Source organism: Sandaracinaceae bacterium, from assembly GCA_016706685.1.
In the GTDB taxonomy this organism is placed as follows: domain Bacteria; phylum Myxococcota_A; class Polyangia; order Polyangiales; family Houyiibacteriaceae; genus JADJJE01.
In genome coordinates this window covers 326,637-346,404 of the sequence record JADJJE010000014.1, presented here as the reverse complement: position 1 = coordinate 346,404, position 19,768 = coordinate 326,637, and the positions used below count along the sequence as shown (strand labels likewise).

16 protein-coding genes are annotated in these 19,768 nt (G+C 71.7%); 5 read left to right on the top strand and 11 right to left on the bottom strand.

All coding sequences use genetic code 11. The features are described from left to right. Window positions 1-419: 419 nt before the first annotated feature. A complete protein-coding gene (locus IPI43_19100) occupies window positions 420-1,652 on the top strand; it encodes a hypothetical protein (protein ID MBK7776210.1) in 1,233 nt (410 codons plus the stop codon). A 182-nt stretch (window positions 1,653-1,834) separates the two neighbouring features. Here IPI43_19100 and IPI43_19095 read toward each other — a convergent pair whose 3' ends face one another. Next, window positions 1,835-2,089: a hypothetical protein gene (locus IPI43_19095; GenBank protein MBK7776209.1), complete on the bottom strand. Its 255-nt coding sequence runs from the start codon at window positions 2,087-2,089 to the stop codon at window positions 1,835-1,837. A gap of 77 nt (window positions 2,090-2,166) precedes the next feature. Between IPI43_19095 and IPI43_19090 the strand changes: the two genes are divergently transcribed. Further along, window positions 2,167-3,261: an AMP-binding protein gene (locus IPI43_19090; GenBank protein MBK7776208.1), complete on the top strand. Its 1,095-nt coding sequence runs from the start codon at window positions 2,167-2,169 to the stop codon at window positions 3,259-3,261. Here the strand turns inward: IPI43_19090 and IPI43_19085 are convergent. The 5 genes from IPI43_19085 to IPI43_19065 all read right to left on the bottom strand — a co-directional run bounded on the left by IPI43_19085 (window position 3,246) and on the right by IPI43_19065 (window position 6,880). Further along, window positions 3,246-3,758, bottom strand: a complete 513-nt coding sequence (locus IPI43_19085) for a hypothetical protein (protein MBK7776207.1) — start codon at window positions 3,756-3,758, stop codon at window positions 3,246-3,248. The genes IPI43_19090 and IPI43_19085 overlap by 16 nt on opposite strands. A gap of 83 nt (window positions 3,759-3,841) precedes the next feature. After that, window positions 3,842-5,062 (bottom strand): DUF2330 domain-containing protein, encoded by a 1,221-nt coding sequence (locus tag IPI43_19080; protein ID MBK7776206.1) that lies wholly within the window; start codon window positions 5,060-5,062, stop codon window positions 3,842-3,844. Window positions 5,063-5,177: 115 nt separating this feature from the next. Further along, window positions 5,178-5,681: an SEC-C domain-containing protein gene (locus IPI43_19075; protein MBK7776205.1), complete on the bottom strand. Its 504-nt coding sequence runs from the start codon at window positions 5,679-5,681 to the stop codon at window positions 5,178-5,180. Between the two features lie 7 nt (window positions 5,682-5,688). Continuing rightward, on the bottom strand, window positions 5,689-6,219 hold the full coding sequence (locus IPI43_19070; GenBank protein ID MBK7776204.1) for a hypothetical protein: 531 nt from the start codon (window positions 6,217-6,219) through the stop codon (window positions 5,689-5,691). Between the two features lie 55 nt (window positions 6,220-6,274). Then, a complete protein-coding gene (locus IPI43_19065; protein ID MBK7776203.1) occupies window positions 6,275-6,880 on the bottom strand; it encodes a glutathione S-transferase in 606 nt (201 codons plus the stop codon). A 146-nt stretch (window positions 6,881-7,026) separates the two neighbouring features. Between IPI43_19065 and IPI43_19060 the strand changes: the two genes are divergently transcribed. Next, window positions 7,027-8,256, top strand: a complete 1,230-nt coding sequence (locus IPI43_19060) for a hypothetical protein (GenBank protein ID MBK7776202.1) — start codon at window positions 7,027-7,029, stop codon at window positions 8,254-8,256. 15 nt (window positions 8,257-8,271) lie between these two features. Here the strand turns inward: IPI43_19060 and IPI43_19055 are convergent, their stop codons facing one another. Both IPI43_19055 and alaS read right to left on the bottom strand, forming a co-directional pair. Then, the gene (locus IPI43_19055; protein MBK7776201.1) at window positions 8,272-9,567 is read right to left on the bottom strand and encodes a DsbA family protein; all 1,296 of its coding nucleotides are present in this window, start codon (window positions 9,565-9,567) and stop codon (window positions 8,272-8,274) included. Between the two features lie 11 nt (window positions 9,568-9,578). After that, window positions 9,579-12,299, bottom strand: coding sequence for an alanine--tRNA ligase (gene alaS / locus IPI43_19050; protein MBK7776200.1), 2,721 nt, complete (start codon window positions 12,297-12,299; stop codon window positions 9,579-9,581). Between the two features lie 822 nt (window positions 12,300-13,121). Here alaS and pcnB point away from each other — a divergent pair. After that, the gene (gene pcnB, locus IPI43_19045) at window positions 13,122-14,888 is read left to right on the top strand and encodes a polynucleotide adenylyltransferase PcnB (protein MBK7776199.1); all 1,767 of its coding nucleotides are present in this window, start codon (window positions 13,122-13,124) and stop codon (window positions 14,886-14,888) included. A gap of 13 nt (window positions 14,889-14,901) precedes the next feature. On the opposite strand, the gene IPI43_19040 is transcribed toward pcnB, so the two are convergent. Genes IPI43_19040 through IPI43_19030 form a run of 3 tightly spaced genes read right to left on the bottom strand, consistent with a single transcriptional unit; the run spans window position 14,902 to window position 18,853 of the window. Next, window positions 14,902-16,350 carry a hypothetical protein gene (locus IPI43_19040; protein MBK7776198.1) on the bottom strand — a complete coding sequence of 483 codons (1,449 nt, stop codon included), beginning with the start codon at window positions 16,348-16,350 and terminating at the stop codon, window positions 14,902-14,904. 32 nt (window positions 16,351-16,382) lie between these two features. Next, window positions 16,383-17,207 carry a hypothetical protein gene (locus tag IPI43_19035; GenBank protein ID MBK7776197.1) on the bottom strand — a complete coding sequence of 275 codons (825 nt, stop codon included), beginning with the start codon at window positions 17,205-17,207 and terminating at the stop codon, window positions 16,383-16,385. A 26-nt stretch (window positions 17,208-17,233) separates the two neighbouring features. Further along, window positions 17,234-18,853 (bottom strand): protein kinase, encoded by a 1,620-nt coding sequence (locus IPI43_19030; GenBank protein MBK7776196.1) that lies wholly within the window; start codon window positions 18,851-18,853, stop codon window positions 17,234-17,236. 88 nt (window positions 18,854-18,941) lie between these two features. Here IPI43_19030 and xth point away from each other — a divergent pair, with 88 nt between their 5' ends. Further along, entirely contained in the window at window positions 18,942-19,742 is an 801-nt protein-coding gene (gene xth / locus IPI43_19025; protein MBK7776195.1) for an exodeoxyribonuclease III, read from the top strand. The last annotated feature ends 26 nt before the right edge of the window (window positions 19,743-19,768 follow it).

Genomic DNA, 19,768 nt, shown 5'->3' with positions numbered 1-19,768 from the left:
CCTCGCATCCGAGTACCTCATGAAGCTCCCGCAGGAGAAGACCATCGCCGCCGAGCTCGAGCACAGCCGTCAGGTCATCGAGGAGCGGGCGGGACTTCCGAAAGGCCGGAGCGCGAGCAATCCTCGCGCGGCTACGAAACCGAAGCCGAAGCTCCGCTGACGCCGTCTTGGTAGCCGTCCCTGCGCCTCCACCCATGGGCTGCTGGGCCACTCGAAATTGTGCAGGCACAGTCTGCACAATCGCTCGCGAGATTCGGCAGACAGCGTCTGCCGAATCTCGGACTGTCCGAGAAAGTCCAGGCTCCGCCCGGACTATTGGCGCAGTGGCTTCGCGGGCAGGGACAGACCCGCCGACCACGAGCGTCTGCCATGCTGCCAGTCACGATCCGCTCGTGCGAGACGTGCAGTAGAGTCGCCGCGTGACCGACTTGCCCCCCCTGCCCCCTGACAGCCGCACAGCACCTGCACAGCCGGCGCGCGCAGCATCTCGTCCGAGGCGGGCCCTCGCCGTGTTGGCGGTCGATGTCCTCGGCTGCTGCGTTCACGCGCTGCTGTTCACGCTCGCTCACGCGGGCTGGCTCGTGTTGCTGGGGCCGCTCGCTGCGCCCGGCTGGTCATTGGCCCTGCTCACCAGCGCCTCCGTGGTGCTCGCGCTCTCGGCGCTCTGGCCCGGGCTGCCGTGGTGGGGTCTCGCGCTGGCCACGGCCACGCGGGACGGGCGGCGCCTCCCAGCACGGGAGGTCACGGTGCGGCTCGGGCAGCTGCTCTCGGGCGACCGCCGAGCGCGCTACGAAGCTCTGCGCGCGGCGCTCGCGCTGCACGCCATGTTCGCGGCGCCCACGCTGGGCGTGGTGCTCGCGCTCGAGCTGGGCGGGCTCGTGTGGGCGGCGCTCGTGCTGCTGGTGCTGCTCTCGCCGAGCCTCACGCTGGCGGTCGGCCGGCAGGTGATGCGCCGCTATCCGCGGGCAGCCCTGACCAACCCCGAGCAACTGGCAGAGCCGCCACTAAACGCAGTCAGGGTGCTCGCTGGGCTCGCGCTGACCACCACGTCGCTCGCGCTGAGCGCCGCCCTCATGGTGGCCGTCCCCGCGCCCACGCAGCTCGCGGGCACGTGCGAGGCCGATGCGTGGGGCACGCCGGCGTCCATCCCGGGCGCGCTGCCGGAGACGGAGCTGTTCATCGAGGCGAACGCCTCGGACGTGACGCTGTCCGCGTCGGACGGAGGTGGACCCGGGAGCATCCCGCTGGCCACGTGCAGCGTGCTCGGGTGCCGTGTGGTGCCAGCGCGCGCCATGGTGGAAGACCACGACCAGGCACAGGTGGTCACGCTGTGCCCAGCCGTGGACCACACGGAGGACGCGCCTGCGCAGCAGGTGGTGCTGGCCCGGGGGGGCTACCGCCTGGATGACGGCGTCGCGCGCCGGGTGCTGCGCTCGGATGCGAGCGTGGCGCTGGCGCTCGCGCTGGTGCTGCTGGGCTTTGCCTACGCGCGCTGGGGTTTTCGCGCGCTGCTGCGCTGGGCCGCTCCGGTGGACGCGGCGGGCACGGCGGCCACGCCCTCCCCGCGCGCGCGCACGGCGGTGCTGTGGGCGTTGGCCCTTCGGGGCGTGCAGTGCCTGGCCTGGCTGCTGGTGACCTGGCTCGGGCCCTGACTCGCGCGCCCCGCGAATGCCACTACACTCGCCAGCGTGGGCTTCCAGATTGGACAGGTCTTGCGTCAGGGCGCGCTGCGGCACGGCGAGCGCGTGGCCTGCGTGCTGGCCGAGGAGGCGCGCGCGCTGACCTATTCACAGCTCGACCACGCCGCCCTGCGCGTGGCGGCGCACCTCCGGGCTCAGGGCCTCACGCCCGGGGCGCGCGTGGCGCTGTCGGCCGCCAACGGGGCGCCGTTCTTGGCGGGCTTCTTCGGCGCCGCGTACGCGGGCGTGACGGTGGTGCCCCTGCCCATCTTGTCGGCCGCGCCCGAGGTGGCCCTGCGCGTGCGGCAGAGCGGCTGCACGGCGGCGCTGGTGGACGCCCCGCGCGAGGCGCTGCTGCGCGCCGCCTGCCCTGCCCTGCCCGTGCTGGTGGTGCACGGCGAGGGCCGCATCGCGAGTGGGCCGCAGCCGGGCCGAGCTCGCGCCCAACGACGGGGCGCTGGACCTGCCGGCGGGCGCGGACGCGCTCTTGTTGTTCACGAGCGGGACCACCGGCGGCGCCAAGGCGGCGCGCATCACGCACGCGTCGCTGCTGGCCCACACGGCGGCGCTCGTGCACCACACGCTGCAGCTCAGCGAGCACGACGTGGTGCTGGGCGCGCTGCCGTGGACGCACTCGTTCGGGCTGCGCATGAGCGTGCTCGCGCCCTTCTATGCCGGCGCGCAGGTGCTGTCCTTCGCGCGCTTCGACGCGCAGCGCACGCTGGCCGCGCTGGACGCCGGGCAGGTGACGTGGGTGCCGGCGGTGCCCACCATGTTCGCGGCGTGGACGGCCGACCCGGACCATCACGGGCACGCCGAGCGCACGGCGGTGCCACCGCGCCCCATGGCGCAGGGGGTGCGCGGCGCGCTGGCGGCCGGGGCCCCGCTCCCGCGTGAGCTGCGAGACCGCGCAGCGCAGCGCCTGGGCTGCCCGGTGCGCCAGGGCTACGGGCTCACCGAGGCCACGTTCTCCACCATCGACGACGGCCGCACGGGCCCCACGGAAGAGAGCCTGGTCGCGCTGGGGGCTCCGCCTGCGCCCTTGCACGTGGGCGCGCCGGTGTGGGGCGTGGAGCTGCGCATCCGAAACGAAGCGGGCGCCGACCTGCCGGTGGGCGGCGAAGGCGAGGTGTGGGTGCGCGGGCCCAACGTGATGGCCGGCTACCTCGACGACGAGGCCGCCACACGCGCGGTGTTCGACGGTGGCTGGCTACGCACCGGCGACCTCGGCCGCGTGGACGCGTGGGGCCGGCTCGTGCTGGTGGACCGCCTGAAGGACCTCATCATCCGCGGCGGCGCCAACGTGTACCCGTCCGAGGTGGAGGACGCGCTCAGCCTGCACCCGGGCGTGGCACAGGTGGCCGTCATCGGGCGCCCCGACAGCTACTACGGCGAGGCGGTGGTGGCCGTGATCGTGCCGCGCGGCGAGACCCCCAGCGCAGCCGAGCTGGACGAGCACGCGCGCGCGCACCTGGCCAAGAACAAGGTGCCGAGCGAGTACGTGTTCACGGACCAGCTCCCCCTCGGGCCGAGCGGCAAGGTGCTGAAGCGCGCGCTCCGCGAGACTTACGGCGCGGGCTGACGCGCGTAGGTCATGCCGTCCATCTGCAGCGTCTGGCCGCAGTCCTCGAACACCAGCCAGAGCACGCGGTCCTCGTCGGGCTGCCCGTCGAAGACGGTGTCGTAGAAGCGCACCTCGAGGCGCGCGCCGTCGCGCGAGAGCTCTTCATAGCGCCCCGTGATGCGCAGCGGCGGGTAGCCCTCCATGGTGTAGCTGTTCGCGCCGAAGTCGTACTCTTTGGACATGCCCATGGGGCGCTCCCCGTTGGGTCCCACGGCGTCCTGCCCCGGGTAGCGCGTGAGCGAGTAGCGCCCCACAAGCGGGATGCTGGCCTCGTCGCAGGTGTCGGCAGGCGGCATGGTCTCGGCTCCTTCGGTGGCGCTGGTCTCGCCGCCCTCGGTGGCGTCGCTGGTCTCGCGGGTCTCCGTGGCCGAGGAGCCGCCGCAGCCGAGCGCCGCGAGCAGCGCCAGTGAGGGGAGCAGCGTGAGCGGGCCGCGAAGCGTGTGGGGTGCGTGCATGCGACAAGCGTACGGCACGCGCGCGAAAGCGGGGAAGCCGATCGCCGATCGGGGCGGAGAGAACAGAGCGCGCGCCGAGGGGCTCAGCGCCGGCGACGGAGCACGCCCAGCAGCCCGGCACCCAGCACGATGAGCGCAGGAACGGGAGGCAGCCCGCTCGCCGCGGTCGCTTCCGCAGGCGTGTCGTCGAAGCGCGTCACCTGGATGGTGCGCGGGAGGCTGGGCAGGAGCGAGGGCTCGAGCGCCAGGTCACCGGCCAGCGCATGCACCGGCAGGTCCGCGCGCATGCGTGTCAGGAACGGGGTGCTGTACACGTTGCGCACCACCGCCCAGTCGTCCGGCGCGCTGTACACGCCGCCTTGGCCATCCGGCTCTGCCGGGTCGTACTCCCAGTAGTCCAGCTGGTCGGCGAACTCGGTGAGCCACACCTCACCCGCGCGCTGCGTCAGGGCTTGGGCGGCCAGCGCGTCGTAGTTGTAGGTGCTCGTGGTGCGCGAGAAGGTGACCTCCTCGCGGTCCACCTCCACGTTCACGAAGTTGGCGGCTTGGTAGCGAACGTCGCCGAACACGAAGAGCTCGAGCGCCACCGACGAACGCACCCCCGCCGTGACCATGCGCAACGGAAGCGTGTCGCTGGCCACGGGGCACGTGACGCGCACCGGCTGCATGCGCTTCTGGTACGCGTCCGGTGAGATGCGCAGCGCCAGGAAGTTGCTCCCGCGCCGCGTGTAGTAGTCGATGATCGGCAGCAGGTCGTCGCCGATGACGTAGTCGTGATCGCGCAGCCAAGTGACCAGCGCGTCGGGGTCCTCCGAGCCGATCACCACGGTCTCGTACGGGCCCACGGTGGCCTCCCGGTACACCGTGACGGGCGGCTCCACCCGCGAGTACGAGCCGCCGTCGGCGCTGCCCCCGCAGCCGAAGAAGGGCGAGCGACCGCCCCCTCCGGTGCTCTGGAAGGGCCCGCTGAGCTGCACCCGGGTCATGGCCGAGAGCTGCTGGAAGAAGTCGTCGGTGGAGAGCTCGACCTCCACCTCTTCGGTGCCCAGCACGGGCAGGATCCAGACGAACTCGCTCGGGTCGCCTTCGTACTCGAACTGGTCCCAGAGCACCGTGCGGTCGGCCGCCATGAGCACCGCCATGCGATGGGCGATGACCGGGCTGGCCTCGCCCGACGGCGCGAAGCAGCCACCGCAAGCGCGGGCAACGTGTGGGGCCGAGGCGAAGGCGACGCCTAGGAGGGCGGCGAGACCCACCAGTAGGGAACGGGAGCAACGAGCCGGGTGGCAGGGGTGAGCGTGCATGGTGAGCCTTCGTGTGGATCGCCCCTCACCCAGAGCAAGGTTCGTTCCACACGAAGCTGGGCCAGAGTGTGCCAACTGCCGGCGGCGCCCCGGACCGTGCCGCAGGCCCAGAGACTCAGCGCCGGGCCGACGGGGACCCAGACAGCAAGCGCTCGAAGCCCGCTATGTCGAGCTCCGCGAGCGCAGCACCCACGTCGCGCGCCGCGCCGGTCTCGCCCGCGAGATACCGCCAGCCCACGCCGTCGTGCAGGAAGTAGCTGCGCTCCACGAAGCTCACATCGCGGCCGGACGCCCGCACGCTGACGTGGAACAGCACCTGCGCCGCTCCGCTCTCGTCCGGCTCACGGCTGTCGAGGATGCGCAGGCTCTGGTAGCGCACGCTCTTGGCCTGGGCGCGCAGCGCCTTCGTGACGCCCGCCACGCCGGCCGCATGGTCGTCGTGCTGGGGGTGCAGCGTGCGGTGCAGGAACGCGGCGTCGCCCAGCACGAAGGCGGAGTAGCGCGCGGCCATCAGGTCACGGGGCTGCTCGGGCTCGGCGCCTTGGTGAAAGCGCCCGCAGCAGGCCTCGTAGCGCTGTCCGCGGCCGCAGGGGCACGCCGCCTCGCGGAGCTTGCTCATGCGCCCATCAGCTCGCCGGCCACGTGACCGCCGCCGTGTGGCACTCGGGGTCGCACGCCGGGCCGTTGGGCCGCGTGGCGGTGTAGGTGGGCGCCGCCGTTTGGTCGCGCAGCACCACGCCGTCCAGCTCGTGGACCACCCGCACGCTCGCGGGCTGGCCATACACCTCGGCGCGCCACTCGAAGACGCCGGGCACGGCGCGCTCGGTGATCATGACGGTGCCCGGGACGGGGCTCGGGACCTCCACCGTCTCCATGCGCGGCCCCAGCGAGAGCGACACGCTGCCCACGCACTGGGCGTCGGCGCGCGAGGCGGCGTCGGTGTGCGCGAGCTCACAGCGCACGGTGGCGGCGTCGGCAGTCACGGTGAAGACGTGCTGACCGGCGCGCGCCTGCTCGGCCGTCAGCTGGGCCGTGATGCTGACGGAGTCGCTGCACGGCAACAGGGTGCAGGGGGGTGCGGGTGGAGCGTTCCCGCCCCCCGCGCAGCTCGAGACCAGGCTCACCACCACCACCCCGAACACCACGCGTAGCGTCATCCTGCGAGTGTCGGCGCGAATGCGGCCGGGGTCAACGCGCGTGGCAGCGCGGCGCTCACAGCAGCGCGTCGTACTTGGGGATGGCCACGCTCTTCTGCGCCTCGGCCACCAGCGCCACTACGGAGGGGTGCGCCTCCATGCGCTCGGCCCAGGGCGCCACCTCGGCCGGGAGCGGAACGCCATACGTGCGGAAGCGCGTGAGCACCGGGTAGTACATGGCGTCCGCAACGCTGAAGTCGCCCAGCAGGAAGGGCCCCGGTGAGGTGGCCAGGCTGGCGCGCCAGATGTCGAACACGCGGTCGATGTCGCGCTGGGCGTCGGCGCTGGGCGCACGCGGCGTCGCGCGGCGGCCGCGGATGTTGGCGTTCATCTCGTTCCGCAGGCTGCCGAAGCTGCTGGCCATCTCGGCGGAGATGGCGCGCCCACGGGCCCGCAGCGCACGGTCTTCGGGCCACAGCCGTGCCTCGGGCGCCAGCTCGGCGATGTACTCGCAGATGGCGAGCGACTCGTGGACGCTCAGGTTCTTGTCCACCAGCACCGGCACCTTGCCCGCACCGGAGAACGACAGCACCTGCTCCTGCCAGCCAGGCTCCACGAAGAGGCCGATCTCGTGCGTCTTGAAGGGCAGGCCGCTGTGATGCAGCACGAGCCATGGGCGCATGGACCAGGAGGAGTAGTTGAGGGGACCGACGACGAGGCGCAGCACGGGGAGAGGATGACGCGAAGGCGCGCGGGCTGCTAGTGTCGAAGAAGGGGGGTGCACACCTTGCTTTACGCCACGCGGGAAGAGTGGGACGCTAGCGCCCGATGTCTCTCGCGAACCGCTTGGCGCAGCTAGACCAGGAGCTGGACGCGTTCCAGAAGCCACCCGAGGCCCTCGAGGGCGTGCGCACGCGCTTGCTGGCCGGCCGCAGCACGGACCTCGCCGTGGTGGACGGCGAGCTCGACGCGCTCGCCGCCGACGTGGCGGGGCTCGATGCCGTGCTGGACGCAGCGCGCCAGCAAGCCGCCTCGCGCGGGGCAGAACTGGCCGCCGAGGCCAGAAAGCGTGACGAGCGCGCACGCGCGATACGGGCCGAAGCCGACGCACGCGTCGCCGCGCTGAGCGCCGAGCAGGACGCCGCGAGGGAAGCCCGCGCCGCGCGCGAGGCACAGGCTGTGGCCGACCGGGAGTCGGCTGCCGCCCAGCGCGCCCAGCAGGCCGCGGCGGATCAAGCGCAACGCGAGGCTGCTGCGGCACAGCGAGCCGAGCGTGAAGCGGCCGAACGAGCCGCACGCGCCGAGCAAGCGGCCCGCGAGCGCGATGCCGCGGCCGCACGCCCGGCCTCCCGCCCGCCCGCCATGGACGAGAGCGCGGCCACCACGCTGAGCCAGCTGTTGGCCGACGAGCTGGAGGACGAGCAAGACGCCACAGCGCCGTCGCCGGGCACGCAGGCCGCCGCGTCCACCTCCGACGACACGGACCTGTTCGGCACGGACCTGTTCGGGGACCTGGGCGCCGACGCGTTCGACGCACCGCAAGACCGCCTCGACGACGTGGTGAGCAGCGACGACCGTGGCGCGCAGCCGAGCGCGTTCGTGGACCTGGCCAGCTTGCTGGAGCAGGAGGAAGCACGCGCTGCGCCGAGTCCGAGCGCCGCCAGCAGCGCCTCCGAGAGCGACGATCTGATGGCCGCGCTGTTTGCCGACTCGCCGGAGGAGGCCGCGCCGCCCGTGGCCGAGGCGCGCCCCAAGACGGTGCCGCCGCCCGTCCCCACGCCGGGCAGCGTGCGGCCCCCCGCGCTGGCCGCCGCCGTGCTGGACGGTGCGCGCGAGTCCTTCGAAGATCTCAGCGACGAGATCGACATGATGGAAGTGGACGACTTCGAGATCGTGATCGACGACAGCGGGGACGAGGCCACCGGCACGGGCACCGAGCTGGACGGCCCAGGGCTGAGTGCGGAGGAAATGGCCCCCGACGCCATGCACACCACGCCCGACCACGAACCTGACGACCCCGAGAAGAAGGGCGGCTTCTTCAAGAAGCTGTTCCGCTGAGCCGCGCCGGCTGCGCTAGCCGGGCAGCCCGAGCGCGTGCGCCACGAGCGGCAGCCGGTCTTGTCCCCACGTGGTGAGTTCGCCCACACGGAAGGAGGGAACGCCCCAGAGCGCGGCGTCGTCGTGCAGCGCCAGCCGGTTGAACTCCGCGAGGTCCAAGCCGCGCTGGCTCTCCGTGAGGGCCGCATCCACTTCGTCGCTGCGGATCCCGGCGCGCTCGGCCAGCGCGTGGAGCCCGGCATCGGTGGCCACGTCCACGCCCTCGGACCAGATGCCGCGCGCCGCCTGCTGGGCAAAGTCGAACCCTCGGCCGCTGGCCTCCACGGCAGCGTACACCGCGATGCAACGCTCGGCGCCCGGGCCCACCGGGTCGGCGATGCGGCCGAACGGGATGCCGAGCCTGTCGGCCTCGCGCTTCGCGTCCTTCAAGAGGTGCATCTTCTTGGCCGTGGGCACCTGGAGGCCACGCATGACCATGGGCAGCACGGGCCTGAAGTGAAAGCGCCCGGTGCCCGCGAGCGGACCGCGCACCCAGGGCGCCACCTGCTCCACGGCCAGGTAGCTGTAGGGGCTGCGGAACGAGAACCAGAACTCGAATGGAGTGGTGGCCGGTGCGATGTCGAGCGCCGGCGGAAAGCGTCGCGTCAGCACCGAAGACGCATCGCCGAGGCCTTCGGCGCGCAGCCGCTCCTCCAGCGTGACGACGCGATGCGGACCCTCGTACCACTCGCCACCGTAGCGCAGCGTGGCCGACTGGTAGTGGCCGCGGTCACGCAGGGTCGCGTAGCTCAGCTCGAGGCTGGTGGTGACCACGGTCCCCTCCACCGCGCCGAGCGTCCGCGCCAACTCCGAGAGCGCGTCGCCACCCTGTCCGAAGAGCGCCTCGCCCAGCTGCAGCAACACGCTGAGGTGCTCACGTGGAGGGCGCGCCGCGAGGGCCACCGCGTTGGCGCGGCGGACGCGGTCCGGCGTGGGCGTGATGGCACGCGCTGGAAACGTGAGGTCGTAGAAGCGGGCGAGGGCCTGCGCGTCGCGCACGGCGTGGGCGGCACGCAGCTGCGGCTCGGGGTCCACCTCGGCGGCGGCAGCGGGCACGATGTTCAGCTCGAGATCCAGCGGGTAGGCGTCCACCAGGCGCGCCACGAGCTGGGCCATGACGTGGCTGTAGGCGTCGTCCGCGCGCCAGTAGAACTCGAGGCGCGGCCGGCCCGTGCGCAGCTTCTGCGTGAGCCCCGAGAGCTTGCGGCGCAGCGCGAGGCTACCGAGGTAACCTGCGACCATGCGTGACGCGAAGGGCTTGTGACCGGCCACCGCTGCTCCTCTCAGCTCATGAGCGTGAAGATGGAGGCCACGGCCTCGTCGAGCTTGCTGGGGTCCGAACCACCGGCCTGCGCGAAGTCGGGGCGACCGCCGCCGCCACCGCCCACGATGGCCGCCGCGTGCTTGACCACGTCGCCCGCCTTGATGCGCGCAATGGCGTCCTTACTCACGGAGCAAGCCAGCAGCGCCTTCTGACCATCGGCCGTGGGCGAGCCCAGCAAGATGACCGAGGGGGCCAACTTGTCGCGAAGCTGATCGGCCAGCTCCCGCAGCGCCTTCGGGTCGCCGAGGGCCACCACCGCGCCAAGCACCTTCACGCCGTTGATGTCGCGCGCGGAGGCCGTGAGGTCGCCTGCGCCGCCCTGCATCAGCTGCTGCTTGAGACGCTCGATCTCGCGGCGCAGCTCGCGCTCTCCGTCCAGCACCTTCTTGACCTTGTCGGCCACGAGCAATGGTGACGCCTTGAGCAGCGCGCCGGCCGCGTCGAGCTCGCCGCTCAGGTCACGCAGGTGCGCGAGCGCGTTCATGCCCGTGGTGGCCTCGATGCGCCGCACACCGGCTGCGAGGCCGCTCTCGCTCAGGATCTTGAAGAGCCCGATGTCTCCTGTGCGCCGCGCGTGCGTGCCACCGCAGAGCTCGAGCGAGGGCCCGATGCGCAGCATGCGCACCACGTCGCCGTACTTCTCTTCGAAGATGCCGATGGCGCCCGCCGCCTTGGCCGCGTCCATGGCCAGCTCGTCGGTAGTGATGCCCTCGTTGGCGAGGATGGCGGCGTTCACCAGGTCTTCGATGCGCGTGAGCTCGGCGGGCTTGAGCGGCCGCGTGGCGCTGAAGTCGAAGCGCAGACGCCAGGGGCCCACCAGCGAGCCCTTCTGCGTGGCCGTGGGTCCCACCACCTCGCGAAGCGCCCAGTGCAGGAGGTGCGTGGCGCTGTGGTTGCGGCGCGTGGCGCTACGCAGGTCGTGGTCCACCACCGCCTCGAGCGTGTCGCCGACCTTCAGCGCGCCGCTCTTGAGGTAGCCCACGTGCACGTGCAGCCCGTCCACAGGAGCGCGCGTGTCGGTCACGACGAAGACGGCGTCGCCCACGCGCAGCTCGCCCTGGTCGCCCACCTGGCCACCCTTCTCGGCGTAGAACGGCGTCTTGTCGAGGATGACCGCCTGCGGCGGCGCGTCGTTCTCCTCGAGTGCGTCGATGACGGCGGGGTCCACCGTGCCCAGCACGTTCGCGGCCTCGCCCACGTTCACCAGCGCCAGCACGCGCGCCTGCGTCTGCTCGCTAGCGTAGCCCACGAACTCGCTCTGCCCATGCTGGTTGGCGACGTCGTGGTAGACCTTGCCCACGGCCTCGCTCTCGTTGAGCTTGCTGCCCTTGCTGCGGTCCTTGGCGGCCGCCATGGCGGCGTCGAAGCCCGCCTGATCGATGGCGAAGCCGTGCTCGCGCCCGATGACCTCCTGGAGATCGACCGGGAAGCCGAAGGTGTCGTACAGCTTGAAGACCGTGGCGCCGGGGAGGGTCTTGTGACCGCTGGGCGTGGCCCACTCGGTGTTGGTGTCCAGCAGGTCGAGCCCGCGCTTGAGCGTGGCGCGGAAGCGCTCTTCTTCCTGGCGCGTGATGTCGGCGATGAGATCCCGGCGCTCGCGCAGCTGCGGATAGATGTCGCCCATGTCGTCGACGACGCGCAGCGCGCACTCGTGCAGGAACGGCTCGCCGATGCCGAGGCGATGCCCGTGGCGGATGGCGCGACGCATCACGCGGCGCAGCACGTAGGGGCGGCCCACGCGGTCCGGGAAGATGCCCTCCGAGATCAGGAACGCCGTGGTGCGCGCGTGGTCCGCGATGACGCGCATGGAGACGTCGTCGTCCGCCTGCGACGCGCCGTAGCGCTTGCCGCTGATGACGGAGGCGAGGTCCACCACGGGACGCAAGAGGTCCGTGTCGTAGTTGCTGAGCACGTCCTGCGCGACCACGCACACGCGCTCGAGGCCAGCGCCGGTGTCGATGCTGGGCGCGGGGAGCGGCACCAGGCGCCCGTCCGACTGCCTATCGAACTGCATGAACACGAGGTTCCACAGCTCGAACCAGCCGCGACCGTCGGGCGTGGGCTCCTCCCCGAACTTGCGGGGGTCCACCTCGTCGACACCCAGGCAGTAGTGCAGCTCGCTGCAGGGTCCGCACGGACCGGTGTCGCCCATCTGCCAGAAGTTGTCGGCCGCGCCGCAGCGGATGATGCGCTCGTCCGGGAACCCGGTGACGTCCTTCCAGATCGCTGCGGCCTCGTCGTCCGCGGGCGCCAGGCCTTCCTCACCGCCGAAGACGGTCACCACGATGCGATTCGGGTCGAGCTTCAGCACCTCGGTGAAGAACGTCCACGCGTACTGGATGGCGTCGCGCTTGAAGTAGTCGCCGAACGAGAAGTTGCCGAGCATCTCGAAGAAGGTGTGGTGACGCGCGGTCACGCCCACGTTCTCGAGGTCGTTGTGCTTGCCGCTGATGCGGATGCACTTCTGCGACGACGTGGCGCGCTTGTACGGGCGGATGTCCTTGCCCGTGAACACGTCCTTGAACGGCACCATGCCCGCGTTGGCGAACATCAACGTGGGGTCGTTGGCCGGCACGAGCGGGCCCGAGGCCATGCGCTCGTGGCCGCGCTCGGCGAAGAAGTCCAAGAAGGCGTTGCGGATCTCTTTCGAAGTCTTTGGCACGGCGGCGTTGTATTCCATTCCTCTCTTTGGCGCGAGTCGGCTGGGCGCCAGGGGTGTGGGATCGATCGCCGGGCGCGGGGCAGGGGTCGGCCTGGGCACGGTCGCGCTGGCGCGCCCTGTCGGTACCCCCCTGAAAGCGGCACTTCGCGCTGTGCGCTGCGTTTGCTTTCCGGGTCCCCCCCACGCCCCTGGCCGACCCCTGCCCCGCCCCGGCCGTTCGAGGCCTCGCAGTCGTGCCTAGACGCAGGCGCGACGAGCGCGGGAGGGCTCATCCAAGCCCGCCGTACGCGCCGACCGGGTGCGCGGCTGGGCTCGACGGAGCGCCACACGCACGGGGAGCCGAACTCGGGCGCGCCCCCCGGCAGTCCGTCGAGCCTGGTGAGCCCTCGCGCAGTTTCGCGCCCCGCGGTCAGTCGAGCCCCCACCGGCCCACTCGCGCACCCCGCACCGAGTCCGGCCCGGCGAGCCCCCGCGAACGAAGCGGTCCCCGCCAGGCCTACCTGCGTGCATGCCCAAACGTCAGCAGCGGCCGGGGCGGGGCGGGGGTCAGCAAGGGCGTGGGGAGGACCCCCAAAAACAAACGCAGCGCAGCGGAGTGCCGTTTTTCAGGGAGGACCCGACAGGACGCGCCTGCGCGGCCGTGCCCGCCGCGACCCCCGCCCCGCCCCGGCTGCTCGATCACGCCCCCAGACCTGAAGGGGAGCGGGCCCGTTGCCGGGGACCCGGAGGACTGCTAAGGGAGGGACTCGTCAGGTCTCGTCAACGTCTGCCGTGCCGCCTCTGTGCCGCGACGGACTCTCTCCTTCCCTACCGGGCGGGGCCTGCGAAGTCCGAGAACTCATGAACGAAGCTGCCCCACCCAAGCCCCATGCGGCGGACGGTGCGTCGAGCGCTCCCGCCAAGGGCCCCCAGGGTCCAGGTGAGGAGGGACGCACTCCCAAGGCCCGCACCAGCCGACGCACCCGCACCTCGAACGACGAGCCCATCCCCCGCGAAGCCCGCGATGGGGGTGGCGCGCGCGCCAAAGCCGACGGCGGCGGTGCACGCAAAAAAGCTGACGGCGGCGGCGCACGCGCCAAAGCCGACGGCGACGCGCCGATGCGTCGCTCGCGTGGGCCCAGCGCCGAGCCCGAGGTCATCAAGACCAAAGCCAACGCCAGGAAGCGCAAGCCCCGAGACAACGGACCGGCGGCGGACGACGCTGCTCCCGAGCGCAAGCGCTCGCCCAGCGCGGCGCGCGAGCCACGCGAGTACCAGGACCACGACGACGACCGGGATGACGCGCGCGAGGAGCCCTCCCGGCTGCGCGGCACGGGCGACGACGACGGCGAGCCCGAGCCCGCCGTCTACGAGGTGCGCTTCCCGGAGGAGGCCATGGACCAGGACGCCGTGAAGGTGCTCTTGCGCCTCTCGCAACACGGCTACCAGGCCTACTTGGTGGGCGGCGGCGTGCGCGATCTGTTGCTGGGTCGCACGCCCAAGGACTTCGACGTCGCCACCAGCGCGCGCCCGCAGGACGTGCGCCGCATCTTCCGCAACTGCCGCGTGATCGGGCGCCGCTTCCGCCTGGCGCACGTGCTCTTCCATGGCGGCAAGATCATCGAAGTGGCCACGTTCCGGCGCGACCACGGGCAGCGCATCGACCGTGTGCCGGCGGACCTCGCCAAGCGCTGGCCGCTGGTGTCGGACTACGAGCCCATGCGCCTGGTGCCCAGCGCCAGCGCCGAGGGCATCCGCCCGGATGAAGACCTGCTGATCGTGAACGACAACGTGTTCGGGGAGCCCTTCGAGGACGCCATCCGTCGTGACTTCACCATCAACGGGCTGTTCTACGACATCGAGCACGAAGAGGTGATCGACTACGTGGGCGGCATGGCCGACGTGGAGCGCCACGTGCTGCGCATGATCGGCGACCCGATCGTGCGCTTCCGCGAAGACCCCGTGCGCATCCTGCGCGCCATCAAGTTCAGCGCGCGGCTCGATCTGGGCATCGCCGAGGACGTGCTGGACGCCATCCAAGCGTATCGCGGAGAGCTCGCGCGCGCAGCGAAGCCCCGCATCCTCGAGGAGATCTTCCGCCTGCTGCGCGGAGGCGCGGCACACCGCTCGTTCTACCTGGCGTGGGACCTGGGCGTGCTGGCAGAGATCCTGCCAGAGCTGGCGGGCTACCTGGACGATCGCGCGCCCGACGCCGATCTGACGTGGCTGCGGCTCGCCGCCGTGGACGCTCAGATCGCGGCCGGCGAGGCCATCAGCGAAGCCGTCATGGTGTCTGCGCTCTTGCTTGGCCCGCTCAACGAGGCCCTCGACGGGGCACGCAACCAGGCGGCCGCGTTCGAGTGGTTCATGGAAGAGGTCTCGGAGCGCATCGCCATGCCGCGGCGCCTCAAGGACCGCATCCGGCTCATCATCGGCAGCCAGGGGCGCCTGCGCTCCGGCAAGCTGGGCTCCATCCAGACGCGCGACTTCTTCGCGGAGGCCGCGCAGCTCTACGCGCTCGACTGTGCCGCCCGCAATCAGCCCGTGCCGGACTGGGCCATCGACCCGCCGTACGTGGCCCCCGAAGAGGAGCCCACGCGTCGCCGTCGTAGGCGGCGCAGGAACTGAGAGCCCCCGGCGCCTAGAGCGCCGCGAGGTCCGCCGCCGAGTAACGCGCGTCCACCACGATGCGCGGCTCGTCGGCGGTGTCGATGGTCCACACCTCCACGTCGGCCGTCATCTCCTCGGTGACGGGATCCACGTCGAGGTCCCCGGAGGCGCCTTCCACGTTGATGGACCGTCCCGCGCTCAGCTCGGCGAGCGCCGTGGGCCAGGTGGTGGCCCCGAGCGCGATGGGCACGCCCGCGCTGAGCCGACGCATGCCGCGCGCGATGCCCCGGCCGCTGCGTGACGAGCCCTCGTTGGCGGCCGCCCAGGCCGCGCCGTAGATGACCATGAAGGCTGCGTCGTAGGCGTTGGCCACGAACGAGTACTGGTCGGGGTCCTCCTGGAACGCGAACAGGTAGCTGCCCCGGAAGAAGCCGTTCACCGTCCCCGTGGGCGCGCCAGGGCGCGTGCCGCGAACCCGTGCATAGACCGCATCGGGAGCAGCTGGGGCAGCCCACAGGTCCACGCTGGCCGCCGTGTCGGTCACGAACAGCTGGCGCCCATCGAACGCGCTGTTGCCCGCCACGAACTGCAAGAAGCCGCGCACTTGCTCGACGGCGCCGACGAACACCACCTCACCGAGCGTCGCGTCGGCGGCCACGGCTTCGAGCGCCGAGCGCGGGTCCGTGGTGAACGGGTAGGCCATCACGGTCTCCCCCGCCCCCGTGAAGCGCGCCTCGAGCTCCCCCGCGAGGCCGGTGCCGTAGCTGTCGTCTTGGTGCACGACCGCCACCCGCAGCTGCCCGCGCGCCCGCAGGTCGGCGATGATGGCGCGGGCCTGGAAGCTGTCGGGCACGGCGGTCCGCCACAAGCGCCCGGGCTCGCTGTCCGTGGCCGGCGGCTCGAGCGTGGTGAGCTCGGCGCTGGTGGCCGACATGCTGACCAGCACGAGGTCGCGCTCGCCGAGCGCCTCGAACGCGGCCTTCGCCTGCGACGACGCCGCGGGACCCACGATGGCGGGGGCGCCGAGCACGTCGTGCAGCCACTGCGAGGTCACGACGGCCGCCTCCGCCGACGTCAGCGCGTCCAACGCGGCGTCCTGCTCAGTGGTGCACACCACCACCGCCACGCGCTCGCGGTCGCCGAAGCCCCCCTGCGAGTTGGCGAGCTCAGCCACGATCTGCACGGCGTTGGCGCGTGCCTCGTGCGCGTCCAGCGAGCGGTTCACGATGACGCCGATGGGCAGGTACGACGTGTACGCGCCGGGGTTCTCGAGGTAGTCCACGGGGTGGGTGCGCGTGCAGCGCGGGAGCAGCTGTTGCTCGCAGAAGCCCGTGTCGGTGCACGCGAAACCAACACCGAACGCGGTGCGGCAATCGCTGTGGGCGTCGCAGCGTTGATGATCCACGCGCGTGAGCGTGCAGCTGAGCAACAGTAGACCCAACGAGGACGCGAGCGCGAGCGGGACGCCGGCCCCGCGCACGGCGACGCCGCTCGCACTGCGATGCAGCGTCGTCAAAACGCCCCCGTGAGGGCAACGCGGAAGCCGCTGGGCGCCACGCCCACCTGCAGCGTGGGGCTTCTGTCCGCGCGCCGCCGGTCGCGCACGAGCGTCCACACCCCGAGCGCTGCGGTGGTGAGCGCCGCCACTGCGAGCAGGTCCGTGGCCACGCTCAGCCTGCGGTCGCGCGTGATGGCACCCGCGGCCTCGGGCGAACAGAAGCGCTGCCCAGCACTGGAAACGCAGGCGGCGCGCACGTCGTCTCGCACGCTGCGCACCCGCAGCGCGAGGGCCAGGGTGGTGAGGGCCAGCGCACCCGACGCGGGCAGCAGCACCAGGTGAGGCGAGAGCGGCTCGCGCAGGCGCTCTCCAGCTGCCGAACGCGCCGCGGGCAGCTCGGCCGACTCGTGCTGGATGACCACCACGGGCTCGTCGCGCGACTCGGCCGCGCGCTCCTCGATGCGACGCTGGAGCGCAGCGAGGCGAGCGTCCAGTGCGGTGTGCTCTGATGCCGGGGCGTGCTCGCGGTAGCGCCGGAGGTTCTCGGCGGCCTCGGGCCAGCGGCCGCTGCGCTCCTGGGCGTTGGCCAGGTTGAAGAGCAGCAGGGGCCGCCCGGACAAGCGGTAGGCCTCGGCGAACGCCTCCTCCGCCGCTTCGTAGCGACCGTTCGCGTAGAACTCGTCGCCAATCACATAGAGTTCGCGTGCCCGCGCGTCGTCGGCCTGTTGCCCCGCGGCAGGCTCGGCGGGCGCCTGGGCGCTCGCGACGCCACTCACCGGTAGCGCATACATGCACGTCAGCACGAGCACCACGGGCACGGCGCGCCCGAAGCGTTCCACTTCTCTCGCCACCCTGCGCGCGAGCGTCACGGCGCGCTGTCCCACGGGTCACGGTTGTCGGTGTGTCGCTCTCCTGGTGGAGTGCCCGAGGCTTCGGAGGGCCCGGGAGCGGGACCTGTAGTGGTCTCCATGGAGGTCCCACCGCTACCGGGCGCTCTCGACCCGCTCGTGTGTGGGCGCTCGCCAGTGCTGCCGGTCTCGGGACGCGCCGTCACGGCATCCACGTCCTGCGCCGCCTCGGGCTCGAGCACGACATTGACCTCCCGTTGCGCCGCCGACACGCGCAGCGTGCGGGGCGCATGACCGCGAGCGCTGAGCGTCAGGGTCCAGCGGTCCTCGGGCGCGAGCAGCAGGCGCGCGGGGGTGTTGCCGAGGTCTTCGTCGCCGCGGGCGACACGAGCGCCCGCCGGCGTGGAGCGCACCCAGACCTCCACACGACCGAGGCCGTCGACCGACGACGGAGCCACGGCCTGGGCGCCCGCTCCAGGCTGCGGGTTGGACGCGTCGCTGCCCGCGCTCCCGCCATCACGGGCCCGCTGCCAGGTGAGCCCCAGCGCGACGACGAGCACGCCCACCAGCGCCAGCACGGCCATCGCCAAGCGGCGCTGCGGCGGCGCCTGCGTGCTGATGGTCGGGGTGTGCAGCTGCACGCGCGTGTCCGCCAGGGAGTCTGTCCAGTCCTTCGAGGGCAGCCGGCCGAGCGGACTCGAGTTGGTGCGCACGAGGCTCCGCGAGCCCGACAGCGTGAAGTCGTCGCCCAGGGCCTCCTGCATGGCGGTAGAGACGTCCTCCATGGTGGCATAGCGATCCGCGGGCGACTTCGAGAGGCAGCGGAAGACCACCTGCTCGAGCTCGGCAGGCACGTTCAAGCCGGGGTCCACCTCGGCCATGGCAGGCGGCTTCACGTTCACGTGCGCGGCCATGAGCACGTAGGCCGACTCCGAGTCGAACGGCGGCTGCCCCGTGAGCGCGTGATAGGTGCAAGCGCCCAGTCCGTAGACGTCGCTCGCGGGGGTGACCTCGCTGCCCGCCACTTGCTCCGGGGACATGTAGCGCGGGGTCCCGATCAGCGCGCCGCTGCGCGTCTGGCTGATGTCTTCGCCCTGCTTCACCAGCCCGAAGTCCAGCACCTTCACGAACTCGCGCTCGCTGCCGCGCTGCGTGAGCATGATGTTGGAGGGCTTGAGGTCGCGGTGCACCATGCCGCGCCCGTGCGCCTCGGCCAGCGAGCCACACACCTGCGCCATGATGCGCACCACGGTCTCGGGGCGCAGCGCGCCGTCCTTCTCGATGCGCTCGGCGAGGGTCTGCCCCTCGATCAGCTCCATGACCATGTAGAGCAGCCCATCGCGCTCCACCCCGTAGTCGTGGATGACGATGGTGTTGGGGTGCGTGAGCTTCGCCGCAGAGGCCGCCTCCAGCACGAAGCGGCGGCGGAAGTCGTCGATGACGGCCTCGCTGCTGCCCGACTCGCCCAGCCTGCCGAGGTCCAGCACCTTGAGCGCCACCTCGCGCTCGAGCGCCAGCTGGAGCCCACGATACACACGCCCCATGCCGCCGCGTGCGATCAGCGAGACCACGCGGTACTTGTCCGCGATGGTGGTGCCAACGAGGGGGTCGCTATCGCGGCTGTAGGCAGTGACCATGAAGGGGCTTGGATCTAGCGGATTGTACCCATGTTCCGAGCCCCTGGCGATAGCGTCGCGCGGGTGCCCCTGCTACCACCGAGGCCCCATGCCTCCTCGCGTGACCCGCATCTACTCCTGGAACGTGAACGGCCTGCGCTCCTGCGCGGAGAAGGGCTTTCTGAGCTGGCTGGCAAACGCGAAAGCCGACGTGGTCGGTCTGCAAGAGACACGCGCCACCCCGGAGCAGCTCCCGGAAGACCTTCGCCAGCCGAAGCGCGTGCACACGTACTTCGCCTCCGCCGAGAGGCTGGGCTACTCGGGGGTCGCCCTCTACGCGCGCCGCCCGTTCGACGCGGTCGAGACCTCGTTGGGCGTCCCCGAGTTCGACGCCGAGGGGCGCGTGCAGATCGCCACCCTGGGCGCGCTGACCATCGCCAACGCCTACTTCCCGAACGGCAACGGCAAGGAGCGCGACAACAGCCGCGTGCCCTTCAAGATGGCGTTCACGCAGCGCCTGTTCGACACGCTCGAGCCGCTGCGCCGTGACGGTGGCCGCGTCATCGTCATGGGGGACTTCAACACCGCGCCGGAGGCCATCGACCTCGCGCGCCCGAAGACCAACCTGAAGACCAGCGGGTTCCTGCCGGAAGAACGCGAGCAGCTGAAGCAGCTCCTAGCGGCCGGCTGGGTGGACTCGTTCCGCCATGGAAACACCGCCGGCGAGCACTACACCTGGTGGAGTCAGCGCTTCGGCGTCCGCGAGCGCAACGTGGGCTGGCGGATTGATCTGGCGTTCGTGTCGGAAGGCGTGTTGCCCTTCCTGCGGAGCGCTAGGATTCACCCGGACGTGATGGGCTCGGACCACTGTCCCATCAGCCTCGAGCTGGACTCCGCAGTCCTCGAGTAGAGAGAGAGCCCCGCCGACACCCCGCT